The sequence below is a fragment of the Solidesulfovibrio sp. genome (assembly GCF_029978005.1).
GTDB lineage: Bacteria > Desulfobacterota > Desulfovibrionia > Desulfovibrionales > Desulfovibrionaceae > Solidesulfovibrio.
In genome coordinates this window covers 25228-41711 of the sequence record NZ_JARKOZ010000044.1, presented here as the reverse complement: position 1 = coordinate 41711, position 16484 = coordinate 25228, and the positions used below count along the sequence as shown (strand labels likewise).

The window sequence follows — 16484 nt, the reverse complement described above, 5'->3', positions numbered from 1 at the left end:
CCTGGCGGTCATGGATATGGTTTGACGATGAAATCCATAAAATTCTTCAATATATCCCTGGCCATGGGCCGGAACACGTCCTCCTCGATCCCCACGAGGATGGCGGCGGCAAGGGCCATGACCAGGACGTACTCCACCGTGATGGCCCCGCGCTGGGCCGCGCGCCGGCGGGCGTTCCCCGGGGACGCCTTGGCCTCGGCCGCATCGTCCGGCGCGTCCCGGCGGTCCGGCCGCGCGCCCGCGAACTCCGCGCATCGGCCTTCGCGAAACGGCATCGCCCGATCTTCGACCTGCCTGCGCGCCACGGCGTCTCCCTCCAGGACGCCGCGCTACGGCTTGCCGGTCAGGACGAGGTCGAGCTTCTCGTCCAGGGTCAGGGCGCGGGCCAGCTTGCGCTTGCGCGCCTCGGAATTGCTGACGTATTCCACGGCGTAGACGTAGGTTCCCGGCGCGGCGGCGGCGGGAACGGCGATCACGGCGTCCACGGCCGTGCGCCCGGGCGCGACGGCGAAATCCCGGGTCACGTCGGAAAAGACCGGCTTGCCGTTCAAAAAGAGCGACCGGGTCAGCACGCCCGTCTCGGCCTTGCCGCCCGGGGCGGGGCAAAAAGCGTAGACCATTCGGTGCAGCAGTTCGTCTCCCGGTCTGGCCGGATTGGGCGTGAGCCTGTTTTCCTCCAGCACCAGATAGGGCAGCGGCTTGTTGGCGCAGTCCAGGGAGGCGAACACCGCCTCGGCCGGCGTCAGCAGCCGGCTGCCGGCCACGGGTTTCGCCGAGGGCGAAAGGGTCGCGGACTTGGGCGCGCAGGAAACCGCGCACAGGCAAAGCAGCAACGCAAGGATCGTGTCTCGTGGCCTCATCCGATGCTTCCTCCGACGCTCACCCGGCCCTGGGGACCGGCGTTCATTTGACGATGCTCCAGCCGGATTGCGCCTCGCCGCCGGATTTGGAAGCCGGACGCGCGGGAGCCTGCTTCGCCGCGCGCGCGGCCGGCGGGGGAGAGGCTGGAGCCGGGCTCGGCGCGGTCGGCGCGGTCAGCTTGGCGCTGACGTACCCGGTACGCCCTCCGGGTTCGGCGACCTGCAACCAGTCGCTTTCCCGGGCCAGCACCTCCAGCCGCGTCCCCTTCTCCAGGCGCGCCGTCACGGCGGCAGCGGCGTCGGGCCGCTCGCGAAGCCGGACTTCCGCCGCGGCTGCGTAGACCACTGCCGGCTTGGCCGGCTTCTGCTCGCGCCCGGCCGGGGCGACGGGCGGAAACGGCGCGGCGGCCGGCGGCTGGGGAACGGAAGCCGTCGGCGGCGCGGCCGGGGCCGTATCCGGCGCGGACGACGCCGCCGGTTCCGCCTGGAGCTCCGAGGCGGCCGCCGGCGCGGCCGGGGCCGCCTGGACGGGAACGGGCTGGGCGTCGGCGGCCGGCGCGGCCGACGTCCCGGAAACGACCTGGGCCGGCGCGGCAGACGCGGCAGGTACGGCCGGCGCAGCAGGCGTGGCGGGCGCGGCGGGCGGCGACACCGGCTGGGCCGACGCCTCGTTCGCCGCAGCCACGGCGACGGCCGCCGCCGCCTCCCTGGCGGCCGGCGCCTCCGCCGTCCGTGCCGGAACTTCTTGCGGCCGGGCCGGGGCGTCCTGAAGCTGGGCCGAAGCTTCCTGAGGCCGGGCCGAGGCGTCCTGCGGCACTGCCGGGATTTCCTGCGGCCGGGGTGGGGCTTCGGCCGTCCGTACCGAGGCGTCCTGCGGCCGGACCGGCTTCTCCGCGTTCGTTCCCAGCAGGAGATAGCCGGCGACGCCCAGGACCACGGCCGCGGCCACGCCGGCGAAGACGGTCCGCCGCCCGCCTCCCGGCCGGACGGCCCCAGGCTGGGGCCGGTCCGGGACGGCCTCTCCGGCTGCCGCCGGGGGGGCGGGCGTGGCCGGCTCAGGTTCGACGGCCGCCGGGGCGGACGCGGCCTGGGCCGGGGAGGCGGCAGGCGCCGCACCGGCCGCCGGCTGCGCCAGGGACGTCACGTCTGAAACGGCGGAGGGAGCCGCGACCCCGGGCGCGATCCGCGTCCGCGACGCCTCCGCGCCCGCCCCGCCCCCGGGCTGATCCAGGGACGTCCCGCCCCAAACGGTGGGCGCGGACGCGGCAAGGGGCGCGACGCCGGCCGGCGCGGCCGCGGTCCGGGTGCCGAGGATCGCCGGATCGGTCACGGGCCACAGGGCCTCGGGCGGCAGCAGGGCACGGACCCGGCGGACTTCGGCCAGGAAGGCTTCGGCGCTCGGGAACCGGTCCTCCGGAGTCTTGGCCAGGGCCTTGGCCACGAAATCGCGGCATCCCCGTCCCACGGCGTCGTCCGGCAGCCGATCCAAAGGCAGGGGCGTCCGCTCCAGGTGCCCCATCATGATTTCAAGGTCGGTGTTCCCGACGAACGGCGGCGCGCCGGAAAGCAGTTCGTGCAGGGTCGCGCCGAGGCCGTAGATGTCCACGGAAAAACTGACCGTGCCGGAACGGATGAGTTCCGGGGCCATGTAGTGCAGCGTGCCTATGCCGCCGAACCGGGTCAGGCCGCTCTCCTCGTCCACCAGCCGGGCGATGCCGAAATCCGTGACCTTCACCGTGCCGTCGCGGGACACCATGATGTTGCTCGGCTTGATGTCCCGGTGCACCACGCCGTTTCTGTGCATGAAGTCCAGGCCGCACAGCACGCCGTCGGCGATCATGATGGTCTCGGTCATGGTCAGCCGGTCCCGACCCGCCAGCATGTCCTTGGCGGTCTGGCCCTCGACGTATTCCATGATGAGGAAAACGCCCTGCTCGTTCTCGATGAGGTCGAAGATGCTGACCACATTGGGATGCGGCAACCGGGCCTGCAGGCGTGCCTCCTTGAGGAAGCGCTGCAGCATGTCCTGGTTGTGGGAGAGCTGCGGGGCCAGGCGCTTGATGGCCACCTGGCGGTCCAAACGAAGATGCAGGGCGCGGTACACCTGCCCCATGCCCCCTTCGCCGATCTTCTCCAGGATGTCGTAGCCCTCGATGTGTTCCAAAGCTCCCCCAACGTACGTCGACCGTCTCCGACCTCGATGCCGGCGCACCGGAGCCCCGGCGGCAAGGGCAGACGCCGCCTGTCCCATCTCCCCAAGTCATGGGTCCGGGCCCTGGGCCGCCGAGGCTCAGGGCGTCTTCAAGAGTGGAGATCGCCGGCCAGCCGACGCCATCAGTTGCAAAACAACTCCGCGTCGCCGCGCAACCACGGCACAGGATAATGCCGCAGAAAACAAACAATAATAAGAATTCACATCCAACCCTGAAACAACGCGCAAAGCAATTTCGAGAACCAGCTACAATATTCTTGACTTAATTTCGAAATATCTCCATACACTTTACCATCCACAGACCTGACACCCACGAAGAAACCTGCTTTTCAAATCAAGAACCGTCGCTATCCCATTAGCATGCCCAGCTGACATTTTCCTTACATCTGGCGGTGGAGACGAAAAAAACAAAAAAGAAAAGGCCCCGACAGGCGGGGCCAGTGACGCGGCGGACCGTCGCCGGCGCTCAGGGCTTTCGCCGAACGACGCGGCGCGGGGGGGCCGGCGCGCCGGCGATGGAGGCGAGCAGTTCGGCGATCTCTTCCTCGGGATAGCCGTCGGCCTGAAGGCGCTTGGCGAAACGCCCCAGGGTCTGGCGGGCCAGGATGGCGGAGCGCCTTCCCTGCAGCCGGTAGAGGAGCGCCCAGAGGCCGTCGTTGAGGGGCGCGCTCGCCAGGGCCTTTTCGGCGAGATCCAAAGCGGCCTCCAGCTTGTCGTTTAGGGCCAGTTGCTCGCACCAGGCCAGGGCCAGCCGCACCAGATCCTGGACGAGGCCGTCGCGAAAGGTCCGGACCAGATCCTCGCCGGTGGTCCCCGGCGCGAACTCGCCCCGCCAGAGTTTCGCCGCCCGGGAGAAGGCGTTGCCCGCCTGCCAGTATTCCTGCAGCCGTGCATGCTCCAGCCCGGTCCGCACCGCGGCCTGGAATTCCAAGGCGTCGACGCGGCAATGCTCCAGCCAGAGAATCCCCCTCTCGCGGCGCAGATACAGGTGCGCCGCGTTCTCGGGCAACGCCCCGGCCAGGGTCTTGCGCAGGCGCGACAGCATGGTGTCGAGGGCGATCCTGACCGCGGCCGGAGGACTGTCCGCCCAAAAATGCATCTGGGCGATCTCCTGGGCGATCTTGAGGCCGGGGGAGGCCAAGATCAGGCACAAGAACTCGCGTTGGGCCGGGGTCAGCGACTCGGCTTCCAGGATGGGAACGCCCCGCAGCAGGATCGAGAACCCGCCCAGGGTACGGAACTCCAACAGGGGGATGGCCGTCCCGTCGCCGAGCAGGACGGCGTCGAGATGCTTGGCAGCCAGGACCTGGGCGTATTGCGGCTCGATGCGCCGGGCCACGGCGAAACCGAGCAGCCGTTCGATGGCCCCGGCCGACCAGGCCCAGATGTGTCGGTAGCGGTTGCGCCGCATGAGTCCCAGGCATTTTCCCAGATCCTGGCCGGCCGCGGCCGGGTCGCTCCTTTCCAGATGGACGAAGGCGCGGTGAAACAACCCGCAGGCTTCGAGGTAGTCCGTGGGCATCCGCCGGGCGGCCTCGACGCCTTCCGTCAAGAGGGCCAGGCCGTCGTCGAGCTGTCCGCAAAGCCCCCGGCTCAGGCCGACGAGCATCCTGTTGAGGGAAATGAAATACGCCCCTCCCGCCTGTTCCCGCAGGGAAACCGCTTGATCGGCGGCCGCCTGGGCTTGCTCGAAACGTCCCGTGAGGGCCAGGGCGATGGCCTGGAGCTGCAGGACCAGGCTTTGCACATGCGGGCTGAGCGCGGGAGTCAGGGCCAGCGCCTGCCGGGCCAGGGCAAGGGCCGCTTCGAACCGCCCCCTGTTGATGGCGATGTCCATGTCCCAGACGTAGCAGAACGGCCCGGCGATGGACTGGGAGACCAGGGTGTGGCCCAGGACGGCGAAAAGCTGCTTCTTCTGGTCGTCGTAATTCTCGAAATCGCCGTCGTGAAAAAGATAATTGAACAGCACCATCCGAATGACCAGGTTATTGAAGGTGCTCACCTCCGGACACAGGGCGGCGGAGGCTTGTTCGAGCCAGGCCCGGGTCTGGGACAAGTTTCCCGCGAATATCTCGATATAGCTCATGATCATGAGCAGGCCCGCCCTTAAGCTGACCATCTGCGTGTTGCCCGCCAGTTTCAGGGCCAGGCTGGCGTAGCGGGTGGCGGTCTCGGTGTCGGCCAGGAAGATGCAGTGCCCCATGGCGAAGCTGCTGGCGAGCATGATGGTGGTCGCCGGGTCGAGGGCATCGGCCATGCCGAAGAATAGCCGTTCGGCTTCGGCGAGCATCCGCTCCCCTTCCCGATAGAGCCCGGTCGTGGTGATGTGGACGGAAATGATCAGGGCCAGGCAGCAAAGTTCGCCGTACGCGTCGTCACGGGAGCGGAACGTGCCGAGGGCGCTGTACAGCGGCGTCAGGGCCCGGGCCGGCGCAAAGTCCAGATGGGCCATGGCCAGGTAAAACGCGCACCATCCCCGCCGGGCGAGTTCCTCCTCCGGGATGTCGCCAAGGACCGCCGCCAGGGTCACCCCTTGTCTGGCGGACAGCATGGCGGTGCCATGTCGCCGCATGAGGGTCTCCATGGCCTCGTAATCGCCGGCTTGCAGCAAATACCGCAGGGCCTGACCGGTATTGCCGGTCTGGGCGTAGTGGCGGCCCGCCTGCTGGTAGACCTCCCGCACGGTTTCCGGCGACAGTTCGGCATAGGCCTTTTCCCGCAGGAACTGCCGGAAGAGATGGTGGAGGCCGTAGACCGCGTCGTCCGGGTCAAGGCTGCGGATGAAGACGTTGCGCGCCACCAGGCCGGCCAGATCGTGGCCGATGCCGGATTCTCCGGTGACCGTCCGGGCCAGGACGACGGGGATGGCCTCCAGCAGGGAAAGGCGCAGCATGGGTTCATGCAGGCGGGGCTCCAGCGGATCGAAGATCTGCCGACGAAAGTACTCCAGGACGCTCGCGCCCTCCCCGCCGCGCCTGCCGCGGGACGGCGCTCCCTCCCTGCCCTGCGTCATCCGCAGGCCGGACATCGTCAGGCCCATGATCCAGCCGTCCGTCTTGGCCGCCAGCGTCCTCACGTCGTCATGGGACAGGGACATGTCGAAGACCTGGTGGAAGAACTCCGCGATTTCGTCCTGGGTGAGCGCCAGATCCTCGTTGCCGACCCAGAGCAGGTCGCGTCTGAATGCGGGCTCCTTCCAGACGTCAAGCGGCAACGGCTCGCGTGAGGACAGAACGCAATGCAGCCTTTGGGGGGCGTTTTCGACAAGATAATTGAGCAGCAGCAGGCTGGCCGGGTGTTGGACAAGGACGTGCAGGTCGTCGAAAACGATGTAGAGGTCATGCTTCAGGCAGGCCTTCAAATCGTTGAGGACCGGATCGACGTATTTGGGCAGGTCGATGGAGCCGAACTCCCCCGCCGGCAGCTCCCGTTCGCCGACGCCGCTCTGGGAAGCCTGCGGCATGCCGGCCAGGCAGGCCTGGAAGGCGGCGAACAAAAACGCGGGGTCCGCGTCCTCCGGTCGGACCTGGTACCAGACGAAAGGGCAATCGGAATGGTCGAGGAACTGCTTGATCAGGGTGGTCTTGCCCTGGCCGGCCTGGGCCTCGACGACCATGGTGGGCTTGCGGGAGCCGCAGCGGCGCAAAAGGGTCTCGACGAGCCGCTCCCGGTAAAGAAACTGGGAGGTGTTGACCTGGGGCGGATAGAACTTGTCGGCCCTGATGCGCACGAGACGCTCCCGAGGCCGCGAGTCCGGGCTAATCATACGTCCTGTCACGTAAGCACCTTTCCAGGCGATCCCCGCTTGGGGCTTGGGGTCGTTTCTTCCATACAGAATGGACGCAACAGGGTCGAGGCTTCATTTCCGCCTCTCGCCGGGGCCGGCCTGTCGCAACGGCGCTTCACACGCTTGACGGACGATCATAGCCGCGCCACCTGACAATCTCCTTACTGCAGCAGCAGGGAAACACGTGGCGATTCCCGACACGACGCATCCAAGATCGCGGGTCTGAATCCTGCCGGCGCACCAACAAAAACGCAAAGGGATCAGGCTGTTTCGGCCTGATCCCTGCCTCTTTTTCGGTCGTCACGGGCTTGTCGCGCAAGGCGCTTCGCTTGCCGGCAGGCTCCGGTTCCGTCGCGGTCAGCGAACCTGGCGGGCCGGGCTCGGTCCTCGTTCAGCGTGCGAAATAGCCCGGCCGATCCAGGTCCTCGATGAGCCCGGAACCGGTCGGCTGCCAGCCCAGCCATTCCCGGGTGCGCCGGCTCGAGGCCGGGATGTCCATGGCCGCGAACGGGGCGAACCAGCCGAAATGTCCGGTCGCCTCCGGCGCGGAGAGGGCCGTGACCGGAAGACCGAGACGGCGGCCGATCACGCCGGCGATGTCGCGAAACGCCACCCCTTCCTCGGCCACGGCGTGGCAGACCGGCCGGGGCGCGCCCGCCTCCAGGACGAGCCGAAAAAGACGGGCGGCGTCGAGGCGGTGCACGGCCGGCCAACGGTTTTCCCCGTCGCCCACATAGGCCGAAACGCCCGTGCGCCGGGCCAAATCGACGAGCAGGGGCACGAAGCCGTGGTCCCCGTCGCCGTGGACCGTCGGCGCCAGGCGCACCAGCGACACGCTGGCGCCGGCAACGGCGGCGGCCCGGGCCGCCGCCTCCGTGGGCGCACGGAGAGGGGAAGCCGCTCCCGAGGCCGGCTCCGTGTCTTCGGTGGCCAGGCGGCCCTGGGGCAGTATCCCGAGGGCCGAGGTCACGACCAGGGGCCGGCCGGAGCCGGCCAGGGCCTCGCACAGGGCCGTGACGGCGCGCCGGTCGGTCTCGCAATTGTCCTTGAATTTCCTGAAGTCGTGGATGAAGGCCGTGTGGATCACGCCGTCGGCGGCGGCCGCGCCACGGCGCAGGCTTTCCAGTTCCTCGAGGGAGCCGTCGTGCGCCTGCGCGCCGGCGGCCACGAGCGCCCGGGCCGCCGCTTGCGAACGGGCCAGGCCCACCACCTGGTGACCGGCCTCGATAAGTTCCCGGACGACGGCCGATCCGACGAAGCCCGTGGCTCCGGTGACGAAAACTCGCATCGCGATGCCTCCTTGGTGTCTTGCTCCGTTGACGCGAGGCCGGTTTTCCCGCCCCGCCATCCTCGGATAGGCCATTGCCGGCGTACGATCCATGCCATAGAGTCTGTATTATTCTCGCGATCGTCCGGAGGCCGCTATGGATCCCCTTTCCGACATGCTCGCGCTGCTGCGGCCGCGCAACACCCTTTCCGCCGGGTTCGACGCCGGGGGCCGGTGGTCGGTTCGGTTCCCGGCCCAGCCGGGAAGCATCAAGTGCGGGGCCGTGGTCACCGGCGAGTGCCTGCTCGTGGTCGAGGACGTGGCCGAGGCGACCCGGCTGCGGACCGGGGACGCCTTCCTTCTGCCGCGGGGGCGTCCCTTCCGCCTGGCCAGCGACCTGGACGCGCCCCCGGCCGAGGCCAGGGAGGTCTTCGGCCAGTCGCCAAACGGCGGCATCACCGCCTACGGCGGCGGCGGCGACTGCTTTCTGGTCAGCTGCCGCTTCATCCTGGCCGACAGGCACGCCGATCTCCTGCTGGGCCTGCTGCCGCCCGTGGTCCGCATCCGTGACGCGCCGGGCAAGGCGGCCCTGCGCTGGGGCGTGGAGCGGATGATGGAGGAGCTGCGCGAAGGGCTGCCGGGCGGCGACCTGCTTGTGCGCCACCTCGCCCACATGATGCTGGTCCAGGTCCTGCGACGGCACCTGGCGGACGTTTCCCACCGGGGCGCGGGCTGGCTGCACGGCCTGGCCGACGGGCGCATCGGCCAGGCCCTTGCCGCCATGCACGCCGATCCGGCCCATCCCTTCACCCTGGGGGAACTGGCGGCGCGCGTCGGCATGTCGCGCTCGACCTTCGCCCAGCGCTTCAAGGAGACGGTCGGCGCGTCGGCCATGGACTACCTGACGCGCTGGCGCATGCTGCTGGCCGGGGACAGGCTCGCGCATTCCGCCGATTCCGTGGCCGCCGTCGCCGCCCTTTGCGGCTACGCCTCGGAAAGCGCCTTCGGCACGGCCTTCAAGCGGGTCATGGGCTGCTCGCCCCGACAATACGTTCGCGGCCGCGGACCGGGCCGCGGACCGGGGGAAGCCGACCGGGCCGACCTGCCCGAGCCGGACGCGGTTTGCGCCGCCGCCCGCTGACGCGCCCGAAAAAGCGCCCCGGGCGACGGCCCTCGCCCGGGGCGCTCCCACGACGCCGGCCGCCCCTGACGCGGCGGCCGGCGGATTTCGCGCAAAGACCGGCGGCTACTCAAGCCCGGTCGCGAACATCTTCCTGAACGCCTCCAGGCGCGCCTCGAGGTCCTCCCCTTCCATCTCGGCGGCGACCTTTTCCAGGCAATCCGGAATGGCGATTCCCTGGGGGCATTTCTCCAGGCAGCTGCCGCAGGCCACGCACTGGGAGGCGAAGCCCCGCTCGCCGCTGGTGATGCCGGACATGAAGCCGGTGTAGATGAACCGGGCCTCTTCCACATTCCCGAACATGTGCATCTTGTTGTAGAAGTCGAAGCACTTGGGGATCTGGACGCCGGCCGGACAGGGCATGCAGTAGCCGCAGCCCGTGCAGCCCACCTGCATGAGTTCCTTGTACTTGCGCGCGGCCCGGTCCACCAGGGCCAGTTCGGCCCCGGTCAGGGAGCCGGCCCGAGCCTCGGCCGCCACGGCCAGGTTCTGGGCGATGTGGGACTCCTCGTTCATGCCCGAGAGCACCACCGTGACCTCGGGATGGTCCCAGACCCAGCGCAGGGCCCATTCCACCGGGGCGCGCGAGGAAGCGGCCTCGCCCCAGATGGCGGCCACGTCCGGGGGCGGCGTGGGCAGGCCCAGGTTGCCGCCGCGCAGGGGCTCCATGACCACCACGCCCAGCCCCTTGGAGGCGGCGTAGCGCAAGCCCTTCGTGCCGGCCTGGTATTCCTGGTCCAGGTAGTTGTACTGGATCTGGCAGAAGATCCAGGGATAGGCGTCCACGATGCGGGTGAAGTCCTCGGACAGGCCGTGGAAGGAGAAGCCGGCGTTGACGATGCGCCCGTCTTCCCGGGCCTTGTCCAGGAACTCCCGCACGCCGAGGGTCGCGACGCGGTCCCAGGAGCCGCCGTCCAGGGAATGGACCAGATAATAGTCGATGTGGTCGGTGCCCAGGCGTTCGAGCTGGGCGTCGAGGTAGCGGTCCATGTCGTCGCGGGTTTGCACCAGCCAGGCCGGCAGCTTGGTGGCCACCCGCACCCGTTCCCGGTAGCCGTCGCGCAGCGCCCGGCCGAGCAGGGGCTCGCTCTCGCCCTGATGGTAGGGCCAGGCCGTGTCCATGTAGTTGACGCCCTTGTCGATGGATTCGCGGATCTGGGCGACGGCGCGCGCCTTGTCGATCCTGCCGTCCGCCATGGGCAGGCGCATGCAGCCGAATCCCAGGATGGAAAGCTCGTCTCCGGTTTGGGGCATTTTCCTGTACAGCATCGAAAGGCTCCTTGTCTGGAGGAATCGGTTCCCGCCCGCCGCTTCCGGGGGCGAGCAAAGCGGTCCGATACCCCATGGCGCGGGGCGATGAAATATCCGATCCTCCAAATGGCTGTCCCGATCCTTGGCCCGGTCCCGGTCGCCGAAAAGCCGGTCCGCCCGCGGCTCCATCCGAAAGACGGCCCGCCGTTGACAGCAACCCCTGAAAAACGTAGACAATCAAACAAGGTCAGAGCCAGCATATTCCCCTTACGCCGAGGTAGGTAAATGGCCAGAAAACTCTCTTTCGCCTGCGTCGTCCTGACGTTGCTTTGCGCCGCGACCTTCCTTCAGGGATGCAGCGAACTGGTCCTGCTCAATCCCAAGGGACCCATCGGCGAATCGGAACGCTTCCTCATCCTGACCGCCTTCGTCCTCATGCTCCTCGTGGTCCTGCCGGTCATCGTCATGTCCGTCTGGTTCCCCCTCAAGTACCGGGCCTCCAACACCAAGGCCGCCTACGAGCCCGAGTGGAGCCATTCGGGGAAGATCGAAGCGGTCATGTGGTGCATCCCGCTGGTCATCGTGCTCATCCTCTCGGTCCTGGTCTGGCGCTACACCCACCGCCTCGACCCGTACAAGCCCATCGACCCGGCCGCGGCCCAGTTCAGGGTGGACGTGGTCAGCCTGGACTGGAAGTGGCTGTTCATCTACCCCGAGCAGGGCATCGCCGTGGTCAACGAGCTGGCCTTTCCGGCCAGGACGCCGCTGTCCTTCCAGCTCACCTCGGACACGGTCATGACCTCGTTCTTCATCCCCCAGCTCGGCAGCCAGATCTACGCCATGGCCGGCATGCGCACCCGCCTGCACCTGCTGGCCGACGAGCCGGGCGTCTACGCCGGCCACAACCAGCAGTTCAGCGGCGCGGGCTACCCGACCATGTTCTTCGCGGCCAAGGCGCTGTCCCCGGAGCAGTTCGAGGCCTGGACGCGCGAGGTCAAAAAATCGCCCAACACCCTGGACCCGGCCCGGTTCGAGCAGCTGCGCAAGCCCAGCTCCGGCGATCCCGTGACCTACTTTTCCTCGGTCTCGCCCGACATGTTCGAATACATCCTCAATCTCTACAGCCCCCTGGACAAGGTTCCCGGCGGCGGGCCCGGCCAGGGCCACGCCGGCCAGGCCCAAACCGGACACGGCCACCCGTGATTCCAGCTTGAAGGCATGACATGAGTCATGTCTTCAAAACAGAAAACACCGGCGATTCATTACAGCTTTACTGCCCTCCCTTTCGCAAGGAAAACGGAATACGGCGACACGCAGGAGCGACGCGATGTTTGGAAAACTGACCCTTTCCGCGATTCCCTACCATGACCCCATCGTCATGGGCGCCGTGGTCGGTTCCGTCCTGGCCGGCGCGGCCGTGCTGGGGCTGATCACCTACTTCCGCCAATGGCCGGTGCTGTGGAAGGAGTGGCTCACCTCCGTGGACCACAAGAAGATCGGGATCATGTACATCATCCTGGCCCTGGTCATGCTGCTGCGCGGCTTCGCCGACGCGCTCATGATGCGCGCCCAGCAGGCCATGGCCATGGGCGCGTCCCAGGGCTTCCTGCCGCCGGACCATTTCAACCAGGTGTTCAGCGCCCACGGCACCATCATGATCCTCTTTATGGCCATGCCGTTCCTGGCCGGGCTCATGAACATCGTGGTGCCGCAGCAGATCGGGGCCCGCGACGTGGCCTTCCCCTTCCTCAACGCGGTGAGCCTGTGGCTGTCCGTGGCCGGGGCCCTGCTCGTCATGGTGTCGCTCGGCGTGGGCGAATTCTCCAAAGCCGGCTGGTCCGGCTACTCGCCCCTGACGGAACTCGAGTACAGCCCGGACACGGGCGTGGACTACTGGATCTGGTCGTTGCAGATCGCGGGCCTCGGCACGCTTCTTAGCGGCGTCAACTTCCTGGTCACGGTGCTCACCATGCGCGCCCCGGGCATGACGCTCATGCGCCTGCCGCTTTTCACCTGGACCACGGTCTTCACCAACGTGCTCGTCATCTTCTCCTTCCCGGTGCTGACCGCCGCCCTGGCCCTGGTCAGCCTCGACCGCTACCTGGGCTTCCACTTCTTCAGCAACGACCTCGGCGGCAACATGATGATGTACGCCAACCTCTTCTGGACCTGGGGCCATCCCGAGGTCTACATCGTCATCCTGCCGGCCTTCGGCATCTTTTCCGAGGTGGTAAGCACGTTTTCCCGCAAGAAGCTCTTCGGCTACACCTCGCTGGTCTACGCCACGGCCGCCATCATGTTCCTGTCCTTCGCCGTGTGGGTGCACCACTTCTTCACCATGGGCGCGAGCGCCGGCGTCAACATCGCCTTCGGCATCTCCACCATGCTCATCGCCGTCCCCACCGGGGTGAAGGTCTTCAACTGGCTGTTCACCATGTACAAGGGCCGGGTGAGCCTGACCACGCCCATGCTGTGGACCATCGGCTTCCTGACCACCTTCGTCCTCGGCGGGCTGGCCGGCGTGCTGCTGTCGATCCCGCCGGCGGACTATGTGCTGCACAACAGCCTCTTCCTCATCGCCCACTTCCACAACATGCTCGTGCCCGGCACGCTCTTCGGCTTCCTGGCCGGCTACGCCTACTGGTTCCCCAAGGCCGTCGGCTTCAAGCTGGACGAGACCTGGGGCAAGCGCTCCTTCTGGTGCTGGCTGGTCGGCTTCTACCTGGCCTTCGTGCCGCTTTACATGCTGGGCTTCATGGGCATGCCCCGACGCATGCAGCACTACGACAACCCGGACTGGCAGCCCTACCTCATCGCGGCGGGCCTCGGCACCCTCATCATCGCCTGCGGCATCGGCTGCATGCTCGTGCAGCTTCTGGTGAGCTTTATAAACCGCGAGGCCAACCGGGACGTCTCGGGCGATCCCTGGGACGGCCGCACCCTGGAATGGGCCACCCACTCGCCGCCGGCCCCCTACAACTTCGCCGTGATCCCCACGGTGCGCGACATCGACGCCTTCTGGGACATGAAGCAGCGCGGCGAGGCCTTCAGGCCGCCCGCCGCCTACGAGGCCATCGAGATGCCCAAAAACTGCGCCCATGGCTTTCTGCTGGGCATCCTGGCCTTCCTCTTCGGCTTCGCCATGATCTGGCACATCTGGTGGCTGGCCGTCGCCGGCTTCCTGGGCCTTTTGGCCGTGGTCGTGGCCCGGTCCATGAACGACGACACGACGGAGATCATCCCGGCCGCCGAGGTGGCGCGCATCGAGGACCTGTACTTCAAGCGCCTGGCCGCAGCCGGCCGGTCCTGAGCTTTCGAACATCCACGCGAATGCCGCGCGGGAGGTGACATGATGGCGGTCGAAGCCGTGCATACCCAGGAAATCGTGGCCGGGCATCCGGAGCACCACGACATGGAGCCCATCCGGTCGCTGGGCTTCTGGATCTACCTCATGAGCGACCTGGTCCTTTTCGCGGCCCTGTTCGCGACCTATGTGGTGCTCTCCCGCAATTTCGCGGGCGGGCCCACGGGCAAGGACCTGTTCGACCTGTCCTTCGTCCTGATCGAGACCATGCTGCTGCTTTGCAGCAGCGCCGCCTACGGCCTGACCATGACGGCCATGCCGGCCGGCAACGCCCGCCAGGCCATGGTCGGCCTGACGCTCACCCTGCTCCTCGGACTCGGCTTCGTGTCCATGGAACTGCGGGAGTTCACGCAGCTCATAAGCGAGGGGGCCGGCCCCCAGCGCAGCGCCTTTCTCTCCGCCTTCTTCACCCTGGTCGGGACCCACGGCGCGCACGTGACCTGCGGCCTCGTCTGGCTGGCGGTCATGCTGTTCCAGGTCGCGACCAAGGGCCTGACCGCGCCGGTCATGGGGCGGCTCACGCGTCTTGGCATGTTCTGGCATTTCCTCGACGTCGTCTGGATCGGCGTCTTTTCCGTGGTCTACCTCATGGGGGTGTGGTGATGCGCGAAACGCAGCCCGACGGCGGCCGGGCCGGAGCCGCCCTGGCCAGGGCCTACCTCACCGGCTTTTGCCTGTCGCTTCTGCTCACGGCCGCGCCCTTCGTGGCGGTCATGACCGGGGCGCTCTCCCCCGGGGCCACGGTCTTTTGCGTGTTCGCCGCCGCCGCGCTCCAGATGGTCGTGCAGCTGCGCTATTTCCTGCACGTCGACGCCTCCAGGGCCATGCACTGGAACCTCATGTCGCTCCTGTTCACGTTCTTCATCGTCTTCCTGTTCGTGGGGGGATCGATCTGGATCATGCACAGCCTGCACTACCGGATGTGAGACCGCGCGGCGTGCTGTGGAAATACCTGGTCCTGGCCAAGCCCTGGATCGTCGGCGCCAACCTGGTCTCGGCCCTGGGCGGCTATTTCCTGGCCGGCGGCGGCCGGGCCGGGATCGGACTCTTCCTCGCGGCCATGGGCGGCATCGCCCTGGTCGTGGCCTCGGGCTGCGTGTGCAACAACTGCCTCGACCGGGACATCGACCGGGAGATGGCGCGCACGCGAAACCGCCCCCTGCCGGCCGGGGACATCGCCCCGGCGCGGGCCTGGGCCTACGGCGCGCTGCTCGGCCTGGCCGGGGGCGCGGCGCTGTGGGCCGGGACCAACGCCCTTTGCCGCCTCATCGTCGCGGCCGGGTTCGTGGTCTACGTCCTGGTCTACACCCTGCTGCTCAAGCGCCGTCATCCGCTCGCCGCGACCGTCGTCGGCAGCCTGGCCGGCGCGGCCGCGCCCGTGGCCGCCTACTGCGCCGCGCGGGGCCGCTTCGACGGCGGCGCGCTGCTGCTGCTGGCTCTCTTCAGCCTGTGGCAGATCCCCCATGCCCACGCCATCGCCATCCGCCGCCGGGAGGACTACGCCGCCGCCGGCCTTGCCACGGCCGCCTCGCGCCTGGGCGAGGGAACGATAAAGCGGCACATCGTCGGCCACATCGCCGCTTTCGCCCTCATCGCGCCCCTGCCGGCCGTGTGCGGCTACGCCGGGAGCGCCTACGGCGTCGCGGCCACGGTTTCGGGGCTCGCCTGGCTCGCCTTCGCCCTGGCCGGCCCGCGCGCGGGCGACGCCCTCTTCGCCCGCCGTCTCTACCGCCTCTCCATCGCCGTCGTCTTCGTCGTCAGCGTGATGATGGCCGTGAACCCCGCCTGAGGCCCGGGCCGCAACGAAGCAAAAAGAAAGCGGCCGCGCCTCGTGGGCACGGCCGCCGCGTTCGCACGGGAAAGCGCCGGGCGGGCGTCAGTCCGTCTGGCCGAGCAGGCAAGGCTCCTCGTTCTCGTTGACCAGGGACGGGCCGAGCTCCCCGGCCACCGCCTTGGACACGAAGACCGTGACCTTGACCCATTTGCAGCGCGTGAAGGAGGAGTCGGCGAAGACAGCCGCCGTGTTGGTGCGGCAAAGGTCCTCCAGCACCACGAAATCGCACAGCTGAAACGTGCAGGCCTCCAGGGAGACCCCCTTGCCGAACCGCGCCGCGCCCGGGCCGCGCAACTCGCAGTCCATGAAGGCCTTGCCCTCGTTCTTGAGGGGATGCGGACAGTAAAAGTCCTCCACGCGCAGCTTCTCGTTCGCGAAGCGGTCCGTGAAGGCCATATCCGCCCGGGGTTCCAGGCTGACGAGGCGAAGCCGCCTGGCCTTGTCCACGGCGGCCACGGCCAGGACCACCACCAGGGCCACGCCGGAAAAAAGAAGCGACGTCAGGAGGCCGACCACCACCCACACGCCCACCACGCTCGGATTGAGGTAGTTGGTGAGATAGCCCGCGAGCAGCAGGCACACCACCGTGGCGACCAGGAAGATCGCCACGGCGTGCCGGATGAAAAACTGCGTGGCCGCCTCCCAGCTTCCCTGCGGTCTGTCCATGAGCCCTCCGAATCCGCCAGATAATCCAGTGTATTGCACTTGCCCCATGGCAAGTCAATTCCC

Annotated in this window: 13 protein-coding genes; 6 read left to right on the top strand and 7 right to left on the bottom strand. The window is 68.0% G+C overall.

Annotated elements, in window-relative coordinates:
• Window positions 1–8: 8 nt before the first annotated feature.
• The 5 genes from Q1K70_RS04395 to Q1K70_RS04375 form a co-directional block, all read right to left on the bottom strand.
• Window positions 9–305, bottom strand: a complete 297-nt coding sequence (locus Q1K70_RS04395; RefSeq protein ID WP_300156240.1) for a hypothetical protein — start codon at window positions 303–305, stop codon at window positions 9–11.
• Between the two features lie 24 nt (window positions 306–329).
• The gene (locus tag Q1K70_RS04390; RefSeq protein WP_300156238.1) at window positions 330–860 is read right to left on the bottom strand and encodes a hypothetical protein; all 531 of its coding nucleotides are present in this window, start codon (window positions 858–860) and stop codon (window positions 330–332) included.
• A 43-nt stretch (window positions 861–903) separates the two neighbouring features.
• A complete protein-coding gene (locus Q1K70_RS04385) occupies window positions 904–3024 on the bottom strand; it encodes a serine/threonine-protein kinase (protein WP_300156236.1) in 2121 nt (706 codons plus the stop codon).
• Window positions 3025–3538: 514 nt separating this feature from the next.
• A complete protein-coding gene (locus tag Q1K70_RS04380; RefSeq protein WP_300156234.1) occupies window positions 3539–6802 on the bottom strand; it encodes a BTAD domain-containing putative transcriptional regulator in 3264 nt (1087 codons plus the stop codon).
• Window positions 6803–7250: 448 nt separating this feature from the next.
• Complete coding sequence (locus Q1K70_RS04375; RefSeq protein ID WP_300156232.1) at window positions 7251–8147, bottom strand: SDR family oxidoreductase; 897 nt, start codon at window positions 8145–8147, stop codon at window positions 7251–7253.
• 136 nt (window positions 8148–8283) lie between these two features.
• Here Q1K70_RS04375 and Q1K70_RS04370 point away from each other — a divergent pair, with 136 nt between their 5' ends.
• On the top strand, window positions 8284–9267 hold the full coding sequence (locus Q1K70_RS04370; RefSeq protein ID WP_300156230.1) for an AraC family transcriptional regulator: 984 nt from the start codon (window positions 8284–8286) through the stop codon (window positions 9265–9267).
• Between the two features lie 105 nt (window positions 9268–9372).
• Here Q1K70_RS04370 and Q1K70_RS04365 read toward each other — a convergent pair whose 3' ends face one another.
• On the bottom strand, window positions 9373–10575 hold the full coding sequence (locus tag Q1K70_RS04365; RefSeq protein WP_300156228.1) for an aldo/keto reductase: 1203 nt from the start codon (window positions 10573–10575) through the stop codon (window positions 9373–9375).
• Window positions 10576–10842: 267 nt separating this feature from the next.
• Between Q1K70_RS04365 and cyoA the strand changes: the two genes are divergently transcribed.
• The 5 genes from cyoA to cyoE all read left to right on the top strand — a co-directional run bounded on the left by cyoA (window position 10843) and on the right by cyoE (window position 15710).
• Complete coding sequence (gene cyoA, locus Q1K70_RS04360) at window positions 10843–11760, top strand: ubiquinol oxidase subunit II (RefSeq protein ID WP_300156226.1); 918 nt, start codon at window positions 10843–10845, stop codon at window positions 11758–11760.
• A gap of 124 nt (window positions 11761–11884) precedes the next feature.
• The gene (gene cyoB / locus Q1K70_RS04355) at window positions 11885–13867 is read left to right on the top strand and encodes a cytochrome o ubiquinol oxidase subunit I (RefSeq protein ID WP_300156224.1); all 1983 of its coding nucleotides are present in this window, start codon (window positions 11885–11887) and stop codon (window positions 13865–13867) included.
• 39 nt (window positions 13868–13906) lie between these two features.
• The gene (gene cyoC / locus Q1K70_RS04350) at window positions 13907–14524 is read left to right on the top strand and encodes a cytochrome o ubiquinol oxidase subunit III (RefSeq protein ID WP_300156222.1); all 618 of its coding nucleotides are present in this window, start codon (window positions 13907–13909) and stop codon (window positions 14522–14524) included.
• Window positions 14524–14847: a cytochrome o ubiquinol oxidase subunit IV gene (gene cyoD / locus Q1K70_RS04345; protein ID WP_300156220.1), complete on the top strand. Its 324-nt coding sequence runs from the start codon at window positions 14524–14526 to the stop codon at window positions 14845–14847. The genes cyoC and cyoD overlap by 1 nt, the downstream gene beginning before the upstream one ends.
• Window positions 14844–15710: a heme o synthase gene (cyoE, locus tag Q1K70_RS04340; protein ID WP_300156218.1), complete on the top strand. Its 867-nt coding sequence runs from the start codon at window positions 14844–14846 to the stop codon at window positions 15708–15710. Before cyoD ends, cyoE begins: the two co-directional genes overlap by 4 nt.
• An 87-nt stretch (window positions 15711–15797) precedes the next feature.
• On the opposite strand, the gene Q1K70_RS04335 is transcribed toward cyoE, so the two are convergent.
• On the bottom strand, window positions 15798–16421 hold the full coding sequence (locus tag Q1K70_RS04335) for a hypothetical protein (protein WP_300156217.1): 624 nt from the start codon (window positions 16419–16421) through the stop codon (window positions 15798–15800).
• Window positions 16422–16484: the final 63 nt, after the last annotated feature.